This window comes from Paraburkholderia sprentiae WSM5005, from assembly GCF_001865575.2.
GTDB lineage: Bacteria > Pseudomonadota > Gammaproteobacteria > Burkholderiales > Burkholderiaceae > Paraburkholderia > Paraburkholderia sprentiae.
Map to the genome: position 1 here is coordinate 3600473 of NZ_CP017561.2, position 17212 is coordinate 3617684.

The window sequence follows — 17212 nt, forward strand, 5'->3', positions numbered from 1 at the left end:
CAAGGTAAATCAGCGAGTTGTCGACCGCATAACCCAATGCACAGCATGTGCGGCGACTGCCGGTATACGCGAACAACTTTTCGCACTTTTTTGCGACGCCCAAGTTACCCCGTTTACGTCCACAACGGTTCCACACGACTTGCGCATGTTAACTACGCGGTTATCCACAGGATGCGGTGGATAAGCCGACGTGCCGGTTAACCGATCGTCGCCTGTCGCAACGAACGCAGCAGAAATCGCGCGGGGTCGATGTCTTCGGCGAGGCCGCGCTCGAGCGGCCACGGCTCGCCTTCGATCTGCGAGGCGATCAATTCAGCGCCTAGCGCGGCCCACACCAGCCCGCGAGAACCGTAGGCGAATGCGCCGTAAAGACCGTCGACGCGCGGTAGATCCAGCGGCCATGCGCCGCGCAGGCGTGCGGCATCGCCCGCGGCGGCGGCTTCGTCGGCGAGCTGGCCAATCATCGGCATGCGGTCGGAAGTGACGCAGCGAAACGCGACACGGCCGGCGAGCGAGGTCAGCGGCGCCGCATCGATTGCGCTTGCGAACGGCGGCAGCATCCGCGCGACGCGCTCGATGTTCTCGCGATGACCGTCCGCGCGCAGCGATGTGTCAGAGTCGTCGAGTTCATAGGTCGCGCCTGCCAGCGTGACACCGTTCGCGAGCGGCACAGCGTAGCCCTCGCCGATCACCGGCAACGCGAGCGGCGCGACGATGCCCGCCGGCAGCAAGCTCAACTGACCGCGAATGCTGCGTGTCGGCGCATGACGCAAGCCAGCGATGCGCGCCGCGTCATGCGCGCCGGCGACGATCACGACCGGCGCTCGCGCGACTACCTGCCCGGCGATATCGAAGACGGTCCACTGATCGCTGGAACGTTCGAGCCGCGCGACCTCGACGCCGAAGCGTCGTTCCAGCAAGCCGCCTGCCGACGCGAGTTGCGCCGCGCACAGCGAGGCCGGATCGATCCAGCCGCCGCGCGGAAAGAACCAGCCGCCACGCGCGAGCGGCATGCCGGCGAGCTGCGCGGCATCGCCCGCGCCAACCGGCGTCACATAGTCGGACGGATAGCGAAACGCAGCGATGGCCTCGCCGATTGCGCGTGCCTCGTCGTCGTCCGCGGCGATCTGCAGCAGGCCCCGATCGCCGCGCGCGAGTCGATGCCCTGCGCGTTCGAGCGCGGCCCAACGATTGAGCGCGTACAGAAAGCCCGCCCGCGTGACGCGCGAGGCGACGCTGTCGTCGCGCGAAATCATCGGGTGGAATACGCCGGCTGGATTGCCCGACGCATCGTGTGCAACCGATGCATGCCGTTCGAGCGAAGTCACGCGCCAGCCGCGCGCCGCAAGCCGCTCGATCACCGCGCAGCCGGCCAGTCCCGCACCAATCACGACCGCATGCCGCTCGTCGTGCGCGAACGGCGCGGGCGGCTCATGACGCCGCACACGCCAACGCGGCGCGAAGCGGCCGACCAGCATCGCGCGCTTCCAGCCGAATCCGTCGACCTTGCGATACTCGAACCCGCATTGCGTCAACGCGCGTTTGACATCGCCTGCGCTGCTATAGGTCGAGAAGGTCGCGTCGTCGCCGGCGACACGCGCGAGCGCCTTGAAGATCGCCAGGCTCCACAGCTCGGGATTTTTCGCGGGCGCAAAACCATCCAGATAGAACGCGTCGGCACGCAGCCGCAATGCGGGCAGGCTGTCGAGCGCATCGGCGAAAATCAGCGTCAGCACGACGCGGCCGCCTTCGAATTCCAACCGATGCGTACCGGGCACGAGCATCGGCCATGCGTTCGCGAGCGTTTGCGCGAGCTCGGCGATCACCGTATCGGAGATCGTCGCAGCGTGGACGCGGCGCAGATCGGCGACGCTGAACGGATGCTTCTCGGTCGACACGAAATGCAGCCGCTCGCAGCGTGTGGGATCGGCGCGCCACGCGGCCCATGTAACGAGAAAATTGATGCCGATGCCAAAGCCGGTTTCGAGCACGGTGAACGTGCGACGACTCTGCCATCGTTCGGGCAATCCGTTGCCGCTCAGAAAGACGTAGTGAGCCTGCTCGAGCGCGCCGACGGCGCTGTGATAGATGTCGTCGTAGAGCGGCGAAAAGGGGCTGCCGTTGTCGCGGAAAGCGAGGACGGCCGGGATCAGCGGATCGGTCATGCGCGACGGAAAACTCGCTCAAAAGGTCGCTCGAAAGAGCGGGTTCGATGGTCCGAGTCGGCGCGCGCGGCGCGCGAGTCGCCGTAAAAAACCCTTCAGGACGCTTTTAGGCGCCTTGCTGCGTTGGCAAAAACCAACGCTAATCCCCGCCAGGACTGGGTTTCAGCCCACGTTTAGGGAATGCTGAGGGGCAAAATCCGATTTCCTTGCAAGAACGGCCCGAAAACCGTGCAATTCCTCGAAACCCTTATCCTGCTTGGGTTTGCGCTGCGCTATCATAGCAAGCGCCGCGATGGGAGCGGCAGCACGGCCACCGAACGGGGTTTTGTCCGGCGAGAGAGATCTTCAGGATCAGGGCCGCAGCTGCTCGACGGCGCGGTGCGCGCACGTATAATCGGCGCGGTCGCGCTGTTCGTATCAACCTAAACTCAGAAAGGAACCTTAATGAACAAACAGGAACTGATCGACGCTGTCGCAGGACAGACGGGCGCCAGCAAGGCTCAAACCGGTGAAACGCTGGACACGTTGCTTGAAGTGATCAAGAAGTCTGTGTCGAAGGGTGAGGCGGTCCAGTTGATCGGCTTCGGCAGCTTTGGTTCGGGCAAGCGCGCAGCGCGTACGGGTCGCAATCCGAAGACCGGCGAAACTATCAAGATTCCGGCCGCCAAGACCGTCAAGTTCACGGCAGGCAAGGCGTTCAAGGACTCGGTCAACAAGCGCTAAGCAGATGACTGCCGGGCAGTTGACACCCGCGAGAAACCCGCCAGCGGCGGGTTTTTTTTCGTCCGCGCATGTGGTTCACACCCGGCGCGTGCTTCGTTCAGTCGTGACGATGCGCGTTTTCGCCGTTGCCGTGACCGCACTGCTCACAGTCCTCGCCGTGGTCGTGGCCGTGATGATGATGATCGTGATCGTGTTCATCGAACTCCCACGCCGGAAACGGATCGGGGAAGTGCTGCCAGGCTTGCGGCCCGAGCGCGAATTCGTCGTCGGTGAGCAGGCAGGCGTCGAACTTCGCGCGCCAGGTGGCGGGATCGATGTCGAAGCCGATCAGCACGAACTCCTGACGACGATCGCCGATGCTCATATCGTCCGGCGCGCCGTACCAGTCCGCGGCGATTTCGGCGGTCAAGTCGTCGTCGCCTTGGGGCCATTCGCTGCGGTCTTGCGCGGCCCACCACATGCCCGCCGGACCGTGCCGGCAAGCACCGCCGGCCTGCGATAGCGAGCCGCCGATATCGTTGCGTGTCGCGAGCCAGAAGAACCCCTTGCTACGCAGTACGCCCTTCCACTCCTGATGCAGCAGCGCCCAGAGCCGCTGCGGATGAAACGGCCGGCGTGCGCGATAGACGAAATGGCCGACGCCGTATTCGTCGGCTTCGCTGTGATGCATGTGGCCGTGCTGAGCGCCGTGCTGGTCCTGATGCGTGTGCTCGAGCGCTGCGAGCCAGCCCGGCGCGTTCGACGCTTCGTCGAAATCGAAGCGCCCGGTGTTCAGCACCTGGGCGAGCGGCACGTCGGCGCAGCGGCTCACGAGCTGCACCGCGCGCGGGTTCAGGCGCGCGAGGATGCGCTGCAATCGCGCGAGCTCGTCGGCGCTGACGAGATCGATCTTGTTCACGACCAACACGTCACAAAACTCAACCTGCTCGATCAGTATTTCGACGATCGTGCGGTCGTCGTCTTCGTCCACCGCGATGCCGCGTTCGGCAAGAGCGTCGGCCGACGCGTAGTCGCGCAGGAAGTTGAACGCGTCGACGACCGTGACCATCGTATCGAGCCGCGCGACGCCCGCGAGCGGCGCGCCTTCTTCGTCGTCGAAGAACGTGAGGGTTTCGGCGATCGATACCGGCTCGGCGACGCCCGTCGATTCGATCACGAGCGCGTCGAAGCGCTTTGCGCCGGCGAGACGACGGATGTCGTTTTGCAGATCGTCGCGCAGCGTGCAACAGATGCAGCCGTTCGTGAGTTCGACGACCTGCTCGTCGCCACGCGATAGCTCGGCCGAATTGTGCACGAGCGTCGGGTCGATACTGACGGCGGAAAGATCGTTGACGATCACCGCGACGCGCAGACCGGCGCGATTCGCGACGATGTGATTCAGGAATGTGCTCTTGCCGGCGCCCAGAAAACCGGAAAGCACGGTGATGGGCAATAGCGGCTGGTTCATCGCGGTAGGGGATACGGGAAGATTGGAAGGCGTGCCGGGCGCGGGGCATACCGTCGACGGCGCTGCGACAGCGCTTCGACGATGCGGCAGCAACACGAAGCCGCATTGTGCATCAAAACGGGCGTGGCCCGCGCGAGCGACAGCGCTGCAAAAAGCCTAATGCGCGGGCATCAACTTCCAGCTGCGTAGAATCGCGGCGATCTGTTGCGCGTATTTGTCCCGCAGTCCCGGCGTCTCCGAGTGGTAGGCTCCGACCGCCTGCCAGGTGTTGCCGTACTTGTTCATCTGGCGGCGCAGGTGCCACGCCGCGATGTAAACGTTTTTGCACGGCTCCATCAGCGTGCCTTGCGAGATCCCATACTGCGCGAGCACCGGCAGATGCACCGAATTGATCTGCATCACGCCGTAGTCGGTCGAGCCGTTCGCGTTCCTGTGCTGCGCATCCGGCCGGTTGTGCGACTCCTGCCAGGCGATTGCCCGTAAGATCAGCGGATTGACCTTCTGGTACTTTGCCGCCTCGTCGAAGCAGTCGGCGCGCGCCGAGCCGGCTGCGGCGAGCAGCGCGAGCGTGGCGGCGACAGTGACGAGCGGACGTTTCATCGGTGAAGACGACTAAATAAACCCACGTAAGGATCGGTAAGGCAGTTTGCCGGCCGCGCTCCGGCCGCAACGACAAGCTGGCCGGGCGTTTGTCGAGCATCGGGGAAAACCCGCGTCAGCAAACAGATAACAGCGAGTCGAACGGCTCGTATCATACCGGCAGTCCGACCTTCGTCAAGTTGGCTAACCGACATAAGACCGTACAAAGCCGGCTAATGGCGTGTGCGTACGGTTTCGGCTAGCTTTCAATCGAATGACAACTCCGCGATTCTTAAATGGATTCGCATGAGGCCCCTTTGTTTTGCTTCAAATCCGACATGAAAAGCTGTTACTGTTCGTTTTTTTCGGACGTCGGGACGCAGGAGTCCGGAGCGAAGCTCGCTTTTGGATCCGGCACACAGACCGACCGGGCGGTAGTTTGCCGCCAGGTCCGCATCGCATGACCGTCGGTGGCAGCGGCCGCCGGCATCGATATCACATTCCATGAGAAGAAATTGTATGGCTTTGCGTCGCGTGGCAACGGCGCTGCTGGTGGCTGGCCTGATCACCGCGCAGACAGCACAGGCAGAGGTGACACTCAACTTCGTCAACGCCGACATCGATCAGGTCGCCAAGGCGATCGGCGCTGCAACTGGCAAGACGATCATCGTCGATCCGCGGGTGAAGGGGCAACTGAACCTCGTGTCCGAAAACGCGGTGCCCGAGGAGCAGGCGCTCAAGACCCTGCAGTCCGCGCTGCGCATGCAGGGCTTCGCGCTCGTACAGGATCATGGCGTGCTGAAAGTGGTGCCCGAGGCCGATGCCAAGCTGCAAGGCGTGCCGACCTACGTCGGCAACGCGCCGACGGCGCGCGGCGACCAGGTGGTCACACAGGTCTTCACGCTGAGGAACGAATCGGCCAACAACCTGCTGCCGGTACTGCGTCCGCTGATCTCGCCGAACAACACGGTCGCCGCGTACCCCGCCAACAATACGATCGTCGTCACCGATTACGCCGACAACGTGCGGCGCATCGCCCAGATCATCGCGGGCGTCGATAGCGCGGCCGGCCAGTCGGTCGCAGTCGTGCCGCTGAAGAACGCCAATGCGATCGACATCGCCCAGCAGATGAACAAGATGCTGGACCCGGGCTCGATCGGCAGCACGGACGCGACGCTCAAGGTGTCGATCTCGTCGGATCCGCGCACCAACTCGCTTCTCATGCGCGCGTCGAACACCGCACGCCTCGCGGCGGCAAAAGAGCTCGCGAAACAGCTCGACATGCCGACCACGATGCCGGGCAACATTCACGTCGTGCCGCTGCGCAACGCGGACGCGACCAAGCTCGCACGCACGCTGCGCAGCATGCTCGGCAAGGGCGGCGGCGAAGGTACGTCGGGCGGCTCGAACGAGGCGAACTCGTTCAACCAGAACAGCAGCGGCGGCGGTGGTGGTCTGTCGAACGCCAGCAATTCGACGGGCACGTCGGGCACGCCGCCGTTGCCGTCCGGCGGCTTCGGCGGCGGCTCGATGAACTCGCCGATGGGCGGCGGCGCCTCGGGCTCGAACGCTAGTAATGGCGGCTTTCTCGGCAGCGACAAGGAAAAGAGCGAGGACCAGGGCGGCGGCATGATCACCGCCGATCCGGCAACCAACTCGCTGATCATTACCGCGCCTGACGCGGTGTACCGCAATTTGCGCGCGGTGATCGACCAGCTCGATGCGCGTCGCGCGCAGGTGTATATCGAGGCACTGATCGTCGAGCTGAACTCGAATACGAGCGGCAACCTCGGCATTCAGTGGCAGGTCGCGAACAACTCGCTGTTTGCCGGCACCAACCTCCAGACGGGCGCGAGCAACAGCATCATCAACCTGACCGCGGCAGCCGCGGCGGCTGGCGCCACGGGTGCGACCGGCGGCGCCGCCCTCGCGTCCGGGCTCGGCGGCCTGCAACAGGGCCTGAACGTCGGCTGGATTCACAACATTTTCGGCGTGCAGGGTCTCGGCGCGCTGCTGCAGGCGCTGTCGCAGACCGCCGACGCGAACGTGCTGTCCACGCCGAACCTGATCACGCTCGACAACGAAGAAGCGAAGATCATCGTCGGTACCAACGTGCCGATCCAGACGGGGTCGTATTCGAATCTGACGAGCGGCACGACGAGCGCGGCGTTCAACACGTTCGACCGCGTCGACATCGGTTTGACGCTGCACGTGAAGCCGCAGATCACTGACGGCGGCATCCTGAAGCTGCAGCTCTACACTGAAGATTCGGCGATCGTGAACGGCACGAACAACGCGTCGACGAACCCGGCGGGGCCGGAATTCACGAAGCGTTCGATCCAGTCGACCGTGCTGTGCGATAACGGCGAGATCATCGTGCTCGGCGGCCTGATGCAGGACAACTACCAGGTCAGCAACAGCAAGGTGCCGCTGCTCGGCGACATTCCGTGGCTGGGCCAGCTGTTCCGTTCCGAGCAGAAGACGCGCGACAAGACTAACCTGATGGTATTCCTGCGCCCGGTCATCCTGAGCGACCGTGACACCACGCAGGCCGTCACGGCGAACCGCTACGACTACATCCAGGGTGTGCAGGGTGCGTACCGCTCGGACAACAACATCATGAAGGATCGCGACGATCCGGTCGTGCCGCCGATGCCGCTCGGCCCGAGCCAGGGCGGCGCGCCGGCGCTGAACCTGTTCGACCTGAACCAGATGCGCCGCCAGCAGATGATGCCGCAGCAGGCACCCCAACAGGTTCCTCAGCAGGTACCGCCGCAGGCCGTGCCGCAAGCCGCCGCGCAGCCCATGACGCAACCGGTGCCGCAGACGATGCCGCAAACCGTGCCGCAACCGGCGCTCGTCAATCCGGCAAGCGGCGCGGTGCCGAGCACGGTGTCGCCGGGAGCGCATCCGTGACACAGATGCCCGCGCAAGCCGCGCCATCGCAACGTGCGCTGAACGGTGACGCCGCCGCGGGCGAGCGCGCGGCGCCCTCGCCGCTCGCCGCCCGGCTCGTGCCATACGGCTTTGCGCGCAGCGGCCAGATCCTGGTCGCGCATCAGCATGCCGATAGCCTCGAAGTCTGGATCAGCGAGCGCACGAGCGAGGCCGCGCTTGCCGAAGTCGCGCGCAATTACGGCGCGGTATCGGTCGTGCGCGTGCCCGCCGACGAGCTCGCGCAGGCGATCAACCACGCGTATGCTCGCCAGGACGGCAGCGCCGCGCAGGTGGTCGGCGAAGTCGAAGGTGAAGTCGATCTGTCGCGTCTGATGCAGGACATCCCCGAGGTCGAGGATCTGCTCGAATCGGAAGACGACGCGCCGATCATCCGCATGATCAACGCGCTGCTCACGCAAGCGGCGCGCGAGCAGGCATCGGATATCCACATCGAGCCGTTCGAGAATGCGTCCGTGGTGCGCTTTCGCGTCGACGGCACGCTGCGCGACGTCGTGCGGCCGAAAAAAGCGCTGCACGGCGCGCTGATCTCGCGGATCAAGATCATGGCGCAGCTCGACATCGCGGAGAAACGTTTGCCGCAGGACGGCCGCATCACGCTGCGCGTCGGCGGTCGTCCGGTCGACGTGCGCGTGTCGACGCTGCCCACCGGCCACGGCGAGCGCGCGGTGCTGCGTCTGCTGGAAAAAGACGCGGCGCGACTGAATCTCGAAGCCCTCGGCATGGCGGCCGATACGCTCGGCCAGTTCGACAAGCTGATCGGCAAGCCGCACGGCATCGTGCTCGTGACGGGCCCGACCGGCTCCGGCAAGACCACGACGCTGTATGCGTCGATGTCGCGGCTGGAGACGGCGACCACCAACATCATGACGGTGGAAGACCCGATCGAATACGACCTGTCCGGCATCGGCCAGACGCAGGTAAACGAGCGGATCGGCATGAGCTTCGCGCGCGCGTTGCGCTCGATTCTGCGTCAGGACCCGGACATCATCATGATCGGTGAAATCCGCGACCTCGAAACTGCGCAGATCGCGGTGCAGGCGTCGCTGACCGGCCACCTGGTGCTCGCGACGCTGCACACGAACGACGCGGCATCCGCGGTCACGCGTCTGACCGACATGGGCGTCGAACCGTATCTGCTCGCTTCGTCGCTGCTCGGCGTGCTCGCGCAGCGCCTCGTGCGGCGGCTGTGCCCGGTGTGCCGCGAAGAGCGCACCGAACAGGACGGCAGCAAGCGCTGGCATCCGGTCGGCTGCGACCGTTGTGGCCAATCCGGTTATGCGGGACGCCGCGGCGTCTACGAGCTGCTGCTGATCGATGACACGATCCGTTCGCTGATCCACCGTAACGCGGCGGACGCAGAAATTCTCCAAGCGGGCCGCGCTCAGGGCATGCGCACGCTGCGCGACGATTCGGAGCGCTGGCTCGCATCGGGACTGACGTCGCTCGAAGAAGTGATTCGCGTGACGGGCGGAGCATAAGCGCATGCCGGCATTCCGTTTCGAAGCGATCGACGCGGCGGGGAAGGCACAAAAAGGCGTGCTCGACGCCGATAGTGCGCGCGGCGCGCGCACGAACCTGCGCTCGCAGGGACTCACCCCGCTCGTCGTCGAACCGGCGGCGTCGCGTACGCGCGGCGAGCGCAATCAGCGGCTCGCGCTCGGGCGTCGTCTGTCGCAGCGCGAGCAGGCCATTCTGACGCGGCAGCTCGCGAGTCTGCTGATCGCGGGCCTGCCGCTCGACGAAGCGCTCGCGGTGCTCACCGAGCAGTCGGAGCGCGACTACATCCGCGAGCTGATGGCGGCGATTCGCGCCGAGGTGCTCGGCGGTCATTCGCTCGCGAATGCGCTGCAGCAGCATCCGAAGGATTTCCCGGAGATCTACCGGGCGCTCGTCGCGGCCGGCGAACACACGGGCAAGCTCGGTCTGGTGCTGTCGCGACTCGCCGACTACATCGAGCAGCGCAATGCACTGAAGCAGAAGATCGTGCTTGCGTTCACATATCCGACGATCGTCACGATCATCGCGTTCGGCATCGTCACGTTCCTGCTCAGCTATGTGGTGCCGCAGGTCGTCAACGTGTTCGCGAGCACCAAGCAGCAACTGCCGTTTCTGACGATCGTGATGATGGCGCTGTCCGGCTTCGTGCGGCATTGGTGGTGGGCGATGCTGATCGGCGTGGTGGTGATCGTCTATCTGGTTCGTGCGACGCTCAGGCAAGCGGCGCCGCGTCTCGCCTTCGACCGCTGGGTGCTGACCGCGCCGCTGATCGGCAAGCTCGTGCGCGGCTATAACACCGTGCGCTTTGCGAGCACGCTCGGCATCCTGACCGCGGCGGGCGTGCCGATTCTGCGCGCGTTGCAGGCCGCGGCCGAAACGCTCAGCAACAACGCGATGCGTGAAAACATCGACGACGCGATCGTGCGGGTGCGAGAAGGCACGTCGCTGTCGCGCGCGCTCGGCAACACGAAGACGTTTCCGCCGGTGCTCGTGCACCTGATCCGCTCGGGCGAAGCGACCGGCGACGTGACGACGATGCTCGACCGCGCGGCCGACGGCGAAGCGCGCGAACTGGAGCGTCGCACGATGTTCCTGACGAGCCTGCTCGAGCCGCTGCTGATTCTGGCGATGGGGGGCGTGGTGCTCGTGATCGTGCTGGCGGTGATGCTGCCGATCATCGAGCTGAACAACCTCGTGCAGTAGTCAGATTTTCAGCGCACGTAAATGGTGGGGCCACTCGAGTTGGCGGGCAGGAAGATTTCCGAGCGGGCGCCGTTGCGGTCGATGATGATCGAGCGCGCGCGAACTTCGGAGAGCCTGGTGCCTTGCATCAGCGTGCTGCCGAGCGACACCGCGCGCGGCGGCTCGCCACCGACGCTGACGATCGCCGCGGCGCCTTCGCTCAATGCGAGGATGCCAAAGAGATGGATGTCCTGATTGACGTTGCGCGTGAGTTGCCCGCCGAACAGCGTCGCGGCCTGGTCGGTCGAAATCTGCGCATGCGCGGCGGCAGCCGGCAACGGCGCGCCAGACAGCGCGGTGAGCGTGATGACCCAGTAGGTCAGCGTCGCACAGAAAGCGGCGAAGAGCGCGAGCGACAGCAGGCGGATTTGGATGGCGTTCATACGCACATTGTACGGACTATTGTGAAAATTGCGGTGGGTTGAAACCCTTCAACTGCATGACATTAAAATGACCGGCCCGGCGTGTTCAATCTGACCGCCCGAGCCAGAAATTTCACCTGAAAAGAGGTAGCAAGCTATGCAACTGTCGACCATTCGCCGCGCTGACAACGCGGGTTCGCGCGGCCGCCGTCAACGCGGTTTCACGCTGATCGAAATCATGGTCGTGATCGCGATTCTCGGCATTCTCGCCGCACTGATCGTGCCGAAAATCATGAGCCGTCCGGACGAAGCACGGCGCGTCGCGGCGAAGCAGGATATCGGCACCGTGATGCAAGCGTTGAAGCTGTATCGCCTCGACAACGGCCGCTATCCGACTCAGGAGCAAGGCCTGCGCGCGCTGATCGAAAAGCCGACCACCGACCCGGTGCCGGCCAACTGGAAGGAGGGCGGCTATCTCGAGCGCCTGCCGAACGATCCGTGGGGCAACGCGTACCAGTACCTGAATCCGGGCGTGCACGGCGAGATCGATGTGTTCAGCTACGGCGCCGATGGCAAACCGGGCGGCGAAGGCAACGACTCCGACGTCGGGTCCTGGCAATAAGCCCGTCGAACCCAGCAATCCGCGAGGCGATGACGTTCATGCACGCGCCCTCTTTGCCGCCGGTTCGGCCGCTGGTTTCGCCGAGCGGCGAAGCGTACGCGCTTCACCGATGCATTGCTGTTTGATTTTTCGTTGATCGTCGATGGCCGGCACTATGCGCACGTCCGCTTGCAAGTCCCGAGTGAACACTCCGGGTACGGCTTCGCAGCCGCGCTCCCGGCAACGCCGTGGCCGCGCGGCCGGCTTCACGCTGCTCGAAATGATGGTGGTGCTCGTGATCGCGGGCCTGCTCGTGTCGCTGACCGCGGTCACGATGACCCGCAATCCGCGCACCGATCTGAACGAGGAAGCGCAGCGTCTCGCGCTGCTGTTCGAATCGGCTGGCGACGAAGCGCAAGTGCGCGCGCGGCCGATCGCGTGGCAGCCGTTCGAGGGCGGCTTCCGGTTCGATCAGCGCACCCAGGATGGCTGGCGCCCGCTGCGCGACGATCTGCTCGGACCGCGTCAGTGGGAAGGCGGCGTGACCGGTGTCGCGATCCGTTACCCGGGCGCGGATTCGCAAGCGGATCGCATTGTGTTCGGTACCGAGGCGATCGACGTGCCGGTACAGGTCACGCTGTTTTCGGCGGCCGGACAGGCGACGATCGTCGGTACCGGCAACGGCCGCTACGAGGTGCGCTGAGATGCCGATACGTCGTAGTGGCGATGCGGCCTGCCGCAAGGAGCGCGGCTTCACGATGATCGAGGTGCTGGTCGCGCTTGCCATCATCGCGGTCGCGCTTGCCGCGTCGCTGCGTGCGGTCGGCAGTCTCGCAAGCGGCGAAACCGATCTGCACCGGCGACTGCTGGCCGGCTGGAGCGCGGACAACGCGCTCGCGCAACTGCATCTGAAGCATGCATGGCCGAACATCGGCTCGACGAGCTTCGACTGCTCGCAAGGCAATTTGCAGCTGCGGTGTACTCAGCATGTGACGGCGACACCGAATCCGGTGTTTCGCCGCGTCGAAGTGATGGTGACGATGCCCGGGCAGTCCGGCAATCTCGCCCAGATGGTCACGGTGGTCGCGAATGAAAACAACCGCTCGCTGTAGGCGCCGCCGCCGTGACGGCGCGCGCGGCTTTACGCTGATCGAACTGCTTGTCGCGATCGCGATCCTCGCGGTGATCGCCGTGCTGTCGTGGCGCGGGCTCGATCAGATCATCCGCGGCCGTACGACGATCACGAACGCGATGGAAGACGAGCGCGTGTTCGCGCAACTATTCGACCAGATGCGGATCGACGCGCGTCAGGCCGCCAGCGACGACGAATCCAGCCAGGCCGCGGTGTCGATCACCGGCAACACGCTGCAGATCGTGCGTCACATGGTGCTGCCGGGCAGCGCGCCGCGTCTGCAGGTGGTGCGCTATCAGATCTCGAACGGCCGGGTGGTGCGCTATGCGTCGCCGCCGCTTGGCAACGTCGGCGAGTTGCGGCGCGCATTGCACGGCAGTGACGAAGGCTGGAGCGCGGTGCCGCTGATGGGCGGCGTCGGCTCGATCTCGGCGCGGATGTACGTGCCGAAACTCGGTTGGACCATACAGATGAACGACGTGCAGACCGCGATGACCGAGGCCGTCAACAACCTGAAGGTGCCGCAGCTCGGTAATGCGCCGATGCCGCGCTCGGTGACGGGGCTCGAAGTCAGCATCGGCGCGACGTCGCTCGCGCGTCCGGTCACGCGCGTGTTTCTGGTCGGAGAATGACATGACGTTCTCTTCGTCGTCGCCGAAAAGGTCCGCATCGGGTTCGCGAGTACGCGAGCGCGGCGTGGCCATCATCAGCGCGCTGCTGGTCGTCGCGCTGTCGGCGATCCTCGTGTCCGGCATGCTGTGGCGCCAGCAGGTACAGATCCGGCGCATCGAGAATCAGCGGCTGCTTTCACAGGCGCTATGGGTCGCGCGCGGCGCGCTCGACTGGACGCGGCTGATTCTGCGCTCCGAAGGCGATACGTCGGCGGGCATCACGTATCTGGGCGGCTTGTGGGGCGTGCCGATCGCGAAAACGCGGCTGTCGGATTTTCTCGGCCAGATCGGCGAAGTACGCGCTGAGCAAGGCGCGGCGACGTACCTATCGGGCTCGATCGAGGACGCGCAGTCCAGATTCAACCTGCGCAATCTGGTCGCGAGTCCCGCGCCCGGCGTGACGCAGATAAGCGCCGAGCAGATGGCCGCGTATCAGCGCCTGCTGGTGTCGCTCGGCGTGAGCGGGCAGCTCGCCAAAGCGACCGCGCTGCACATGCGCGCGGGGCTGTCGCAATCGGCGACGCGCTTTCAGACCGGCACGTCGATCAGCAGCACCCCGCAGGTCGGCGGCGGCGGTATGACGGGCGGCAACTTCACGAACCAGCCCGGCATCGAGGACGGCGACGACAACGTGGCGGTCGCGCCGCTGCTGATGACGGGCGTCGATTCGCTGCTCGACATTCCGGGCTACACGCCCGAGATCGTCGCGAAACTGCGGCCGTTCGTCACCGTGCTGCCTACGACCACCGCGATCAACATGAACACCGCGTCGGCAGAAGTGATCGCGGCGGTGGTGCCCGGCATGACGGTGTCGCAGGCGCAGGCGTTGGTCGCGCGGCGCCAGACCGTGTTTTTCCGCAACGTCGGCGACGTGCAGCTCGCGCTGACGGCCGCCGGCGTGCAATCGGTGTCGATCGATCCGAATCAGTTCGACGTCAACTCGAGCTACTTTTTAGTCCACGGCAGTGTGCAGCACGAGCGCGCCGAAGTGGATCGCACGACGCTCGTTTATCGCGATCCGCTGACTCACACCACGCGTATCGTGCGGGTACAAGACCAACTATGAATAACGCAATTCACAGAGAGAGTGGCCTTTGAGCACGCTGATCGTCCTATTGCCGCCGCGTGATCCGGCGGTGCCCTCGCAGGAATGGCAACTGCCCGACCTGCCGTTCGTGCTGCTCGACAAGACCGGGCGCACGCAGCGCGCCGGCCGCTCGGCGCTCGCGCTGCTGCCGCGCGCTGGCACGACGGTGCTGATGCTCGCCGCGCGCGACCTGCTGCTGATGCCCGCGACGCTGCCGCCGCTACGTGGCCCGAAGCTGCGCCAGGCGCTGCCCAATATCGTCGAGGATCAACTGATCCAGGATCCGCAGACCTGCCATATCGCGGTCGATCCGCAGGGGCTTGGCGAAGGCCGGCACTTGCTTGCGATCGTCGATCGCGGCTGGTTCCGATTCATTTACGAGGCGTTCACCGCGGCCGGTCATCGCAGCTTGCGCGCGGTGCCGGTCACGCGGTGCCTGCCGCAGGCGCCGGTGGCCGAAGTTGCCGCAGGCGTCGATCAAACAGCCGAAGTGCGCGAGCCGGTGATGGCCGGCGCGGCGAGCGTCGCCACGTCGCTGCCGGGCGTCGCGCCGGTGCTCGGGGCGCAAGTGCCGTCTGTCGTGCCGATGGTGGCCGCCGTGCTCGGTGCGGTCGTGCAGACCGCGCCCGCGCTGCTGGTCGAAGGCGAGATCGACAGCGGCGTGCCCCGCGTCGAGCTCGCGATTGCGCGCGGCATGCAGGGCGAAGGCTTCGCGGCGCCAGCCGATGCGGTGAATGCGACGCTTGCCGCGCTGGCAGGTGCGGCGCCGGTGTCGCTGTACATGCTGACGGAAGTGCCTGGCAACGAATCGAACCACGCCACGACGAATCCCGCGCGGCTTGCCGCGCATATCCATGGCGCGAGCCCGCTGCCGTTCGAACAGCTCGCGCGGCGCGCGCTCGAATGCCGCTTCGACCTGTGCCAGTTCGAGTTCGCATCGCAGCCGTGGCGCCTCGATCGGGCGACGCTGCGGCGTCTGCGTTTGCCGATCCTGCTCGCGCTCGCCGCGCTCGTCGTCGCGATCATCGGCGCGAACGTGCAGTGGCTGATGCTCGCGCGGAAGCGTGACGCGATCAATACGCAGATGACGGATCTGCTGCTCAACACGTTCCCGAAGACGACCGTCGTGCTCGACGCGCCCGGTCAGATGGCGCGTCAGGTGCAACAGTTGCGCGTCGCGGCGGGCGAGCTGTCGCCGGAAGATTTCCTGGCGCTCGCCGACGGCCTCGCGCGCTCGCTGTCGCCGCTGCCGGTCAACGGCATCGCCGCGCTCGACTATCACGACCATCGCCTCGACGTGACCTTCAAACCCACGATCAAGGTCGACCCCGACTTCGCCAAGCGCCTCGCGCGCAACGGCCTGACCGGTGCGATCGACAGCAGTACCGGCAAGTGGACCATCAGGAACGGACAATGAAAGCTGAACTCGCTCAAACATGGGCTGGCTTCTGGGACCAGCGCACCGATCGCGAAAAGGCGCTGCTGACGTGGGGCGGCGCCGCGCTCGCCGTGGCGATTGCGTGGTCGGTATTGTGGGCGCCCGCGCAGGAAGGCCGCACGCATCTGCGCGAATCGCTGCCGAGCCTGCAGCGGCAGTTCGCGCAGATGACCGCGCAGGCGAATGAGGCGCGTTCGCTGACGGCAGCCGCGCAAGGCGTCGCACCGACCGGCGCGGCGCTGAAGGACGCGCTCGCCGCATCGCTCGGCGAGCATGGTCTTGCCGCGACGCAGGTGCAGTTCGTCGGCAACGCGGTGCAGGTGCAGATGAAAAACGTGGCGTTTCCGGCTTGGACCGCGTGGGTCGATGACGTGCGCAAGCAGTTGAAGGTGCAGGTCTCCGAGGCGCACATCACCGCGCTGAAAGACGACGGCCAGGTGGACCTGACGGTCGCGCTGCAACCGTCTAGCGCGAAATAACGACGCGCCGCTCGCTACAGGATCTCGCATGAATTACTGGATGTGGCGGCTGCGTGCGGCGCTGCCGTGGCTGGTGGTCGCCGTTTTCTCGGTCGCGGCCGTGACGCTCGCGTTGCTGCCGGCCGCCTGGATTACGCCGCAGTTCGCGCGGCAAACGCATGGGCACGTCAATCTCGTCGACGCCGACGGTTCGCTGTGGCATGGCTCCGCGACGCTGATGCTGGCCGCCGGCGCCGATATGAGTGCGGCGACGCTGCTGCCTGGGCGGATCGAATGGCGCACCGCGTTCTGGCCGCTTTTCACTGGACGCGTGCGCATGGTCATGCGCCATAGCGAGGCGATGCCCGACCCGATCACGGTCGATGCGACGCCGCGCGGCGCAACCGTTACGCCGGGCGTGCTCGCGGTGCCGGCGTCGCTGCTCTCGGGGCTTGGCGCGCCATTCAACACGCTCGATCTGCAGGGCAACGTGCAGCTCTCGTGGTCCGACTGGCGCAGCTTCAACGGCGAGGCGTTCGGACAACTGACCGTGATACTCGACGACGTCAGCTCGCGCGTGTCGCTCGTGAAGCCGCTCGGCTCGTATCGGGTCAGGTTTCAGGCGCAGGGCGCGTCGTCGACACTCGATCTGAGCACGGTCAAGGGGCCGTTGATGCTGAGCGGCAGCGGCACCGTGTCGGCCGCATCGACATCGTTTCATGGCACGGCGAGCGCCGCGCCGCAGCAGCACGATAACCTCGCGGGCCTGCTGAATCTGCTTGGCCGCCCGAGCGGACCTGACACGGTGGCGCTCACGTTCGTGCACTGAGGTGCGCTTCGCGGCCAGCGCGA

16 protein-coding genes are annotated in these 17212 nt (G+C 65.6%); 12 read left to right on the forward strand and 4 right to left on the reverse strand.

Annotation, left to right across the window (positions count from 1 at the left end; translation table 11 throughout):
• Positions 1-197: 197 nt before the first annotated feature.
• Positions 198-2165: a bifunctional tRNA (5-methylaminomethyl-2-thiouridine)(34)-methyltransferase MnmD/FAD-dependent 5-carboxymethylaminomethyl-2-thiouridine(34) oxidoreductase MnmC gene (gene mnmC / locus BJG93_RS16485; protein WP_027199294.1), complete on the reverse strand. Its 1968-nt coding sequence runs from the start codon at positions 2163-2165 to the stop codon at positions 198-200.
• Between the two features lie 444 nt (positions 2166-2609).
• On the opposite strand from mnmC, the gene BJG93_RS16490 reads away from it, so the two are divergent.
• Complete coding sequence (locus BJG93_RS16490) at positions 2610-2888, forward strand: HU family DNA-binding protein (protein WP_018418891.1); 279 nt, start codon at positions 2610-2612, stop codon at positions 2886-2888.
• A gap of 97 nt (positions 2889-2985) precedes the next feature.
• On the opposite strand, the gene BJG93_RS16495 is transcribed toward BJG93_RS16490, so the two are convergent.
• Both BJG93_RS16495 and BJG93_RS16500 read right to left on the reverse strand, forming a co-directional pair.
• On the reverse strand, positions 2986-4335 hold the full coding sequence (locus BJG93_RS16495) for a GTP-binding protein (protein ID WP_027199295.1): 1350 nt from the start codon (positions 4333-4335) through the stop codon (positions 2986-2988).
• A 156-nt stretch (positions 4336-4491) separates the two neighbouring features.
• Positions 4492-4935, reverse strand: coding sequence for a lytic transglycosylase domain-containing protein (locus tag BJG93_RS16500; RefSeq protein ID WP_027199296.1), 444 nt, complete (start codon positions 4933-4935; stop codon positions 4492-4494).
• Between the two features lie 498 nt (positions 4936-5433).
• Between BJG93_RS16500 and gspD the strand changes: the two genes are divergently transcribed.
• From gspD to gspF, 3 genes are read left to right on the forward strand one after another with little or no spacing between them, the layout of a single operon-like run.
• The gene (gspD, locus tag BJG93_RS16505; RefSeq protein ID WP_027199297.1) at positions 5434-7830 is read left to right on the forward strand and encodes a type II secretion system secretin GspD; all 2397 of its coding nucleotides are present in this window, start codon (positions 5434-5436) and stop codon (positions 7828-7830) included.
• Positions 7831-7835: 5 nt separating this feature from the next.
• On the forward strand, positions 7836-9350 hold the full coding sequence (gspE, locus tag BJG93_RS16510) for a type II secretion system ATPase GspE (RefSeq protein ID WP_034479755.1): 1515 nt from the start codon (positions 7836-7838) through the stop codon (positions 9348-9350).
• A 4-nt stretch (positions 9351-9354) separates the two neighbouring features.
• Positions 9355-10572, forward strand: coding sequence for a type II secretion system inner membrane protein GspF (gspF, locus tag BJG93_RS16515; protein WP_027199299.1), 1218 nt, complete (start codon positions 9355-9357; stop codon positions 10570-10572).
• Between the two features lie 8 nt (positions 10573-10580).
• Here gspF and BJG93_RS16520 read toward each other — a convergent pair whose 3' ends face one another.
• Positions 10581-10994: a type II secretion system protein N gene (locus BJG93_RS16520; RefSeq protein WP_027199300.1), complete on the reverse strand. Its 414-nt coding sequence runs from the start codon at positions 10992-10994 to the stop codon at positions 10581-10583.
• Positions 10995-11130: 136 nt separating this feature from the next.
• Between BJG93_RS16520 and gspG the strand changes: the two genes are divergently transcribed.
• From gspG to BJG93_RS16560, 8 genes are all read left to right on the forward strand, one after another.
• Positions 11131-11595 (forward strand): type II secretion system major pseudopilin GspG, encoded by a 465-nt coding sequence (gene gspG, locus BJG93_RS16525; protein WP_027199301.1) that lies wholly within the window; start codon positions 11131-11133, stop codon positions 11593-11595.
• 142 nt (positions 11596-11737) lie between these two features.
• Positions 11738-12277 (forward strand): GspH/FimT family pseudopilin, encoded by a 540-nt coding sequence (locus BJG93_RS16530; protein WP_082194673.1) that lies wholly within the window; start codon positions 11738-11740, stop codon positions 12275-12277.
• Between the two features lies 1 nt (position 12278).
• Positions 12279-12686 (forward strand): type II secretion system minor pseudopilin GspI, encoded by a 408-nt coding sequence (gene gspI, locus BJG93_RS16535; protein ID WP_051374450.1) that lies wholly within the window; start codon positions 12279-12281, stop codon positions 12684-12686.
• The gene (locus BJG93_RS16540; RefSeq protein ID WP_027199304.1) at positions 12664-13338 is read left to right on the forward strand and encodes a PulJ/GspJ family protein; all 675 of its coding nucleotides are present in this window, start codon (positions 12664-12666) and stop codon (positions 13336-13338) included. The genes gspI and BJG93_RS16540 overlap by 23 nt, the downstream gene beginning before the upstream one ends.
• 1 nt (position 13339) lies before the next feature.
• Positions 13340-14443, forward strand: a complete 1104-nt coding sequence (gspK, locus tag BJG93_RS16545; RefSeq protein WP_027199305.1) for a type II secretion system minor pseudopilin GspK — start codon at positions 13340-13342, stop codon at positions 14441-14443.
• Positions 14444-14471: 28 nt separating this feature from the next.
• Entirely contained in the window at positions 14472-15881 is a 1410-nt protein-coding gene (gene gspL / locus BJG93_RS16550; protein WP_027199306.1) for a type II secretion system protein GspL, read from the forward strand.
• Complete coding sequence (locus tag BJG93_RS16555; RefSeq protein WP_027199307.1) at positions 15878-16381, forward strand: type II secretion system protein M; 504 nt, start codon at positions 15878-15880, stop codon at positions 16379-16381. Before gspL ends, BJG93_RS16555 begins: the two co-directional genes overlap by 4 nt.
• Positions 16382-16409: 28 nt before the next feature.
• Complete coding sequence (locus BJG93_RS16560) at positions 16410-17189, forward strand: type II secretion system protein N (protein WP_027199308.1); 780 nt, start codon at positions 16410-16412, stop codon at positions 17187-17189.
• Positions 17190-17212: the final 23 nt, after the last annotated feature.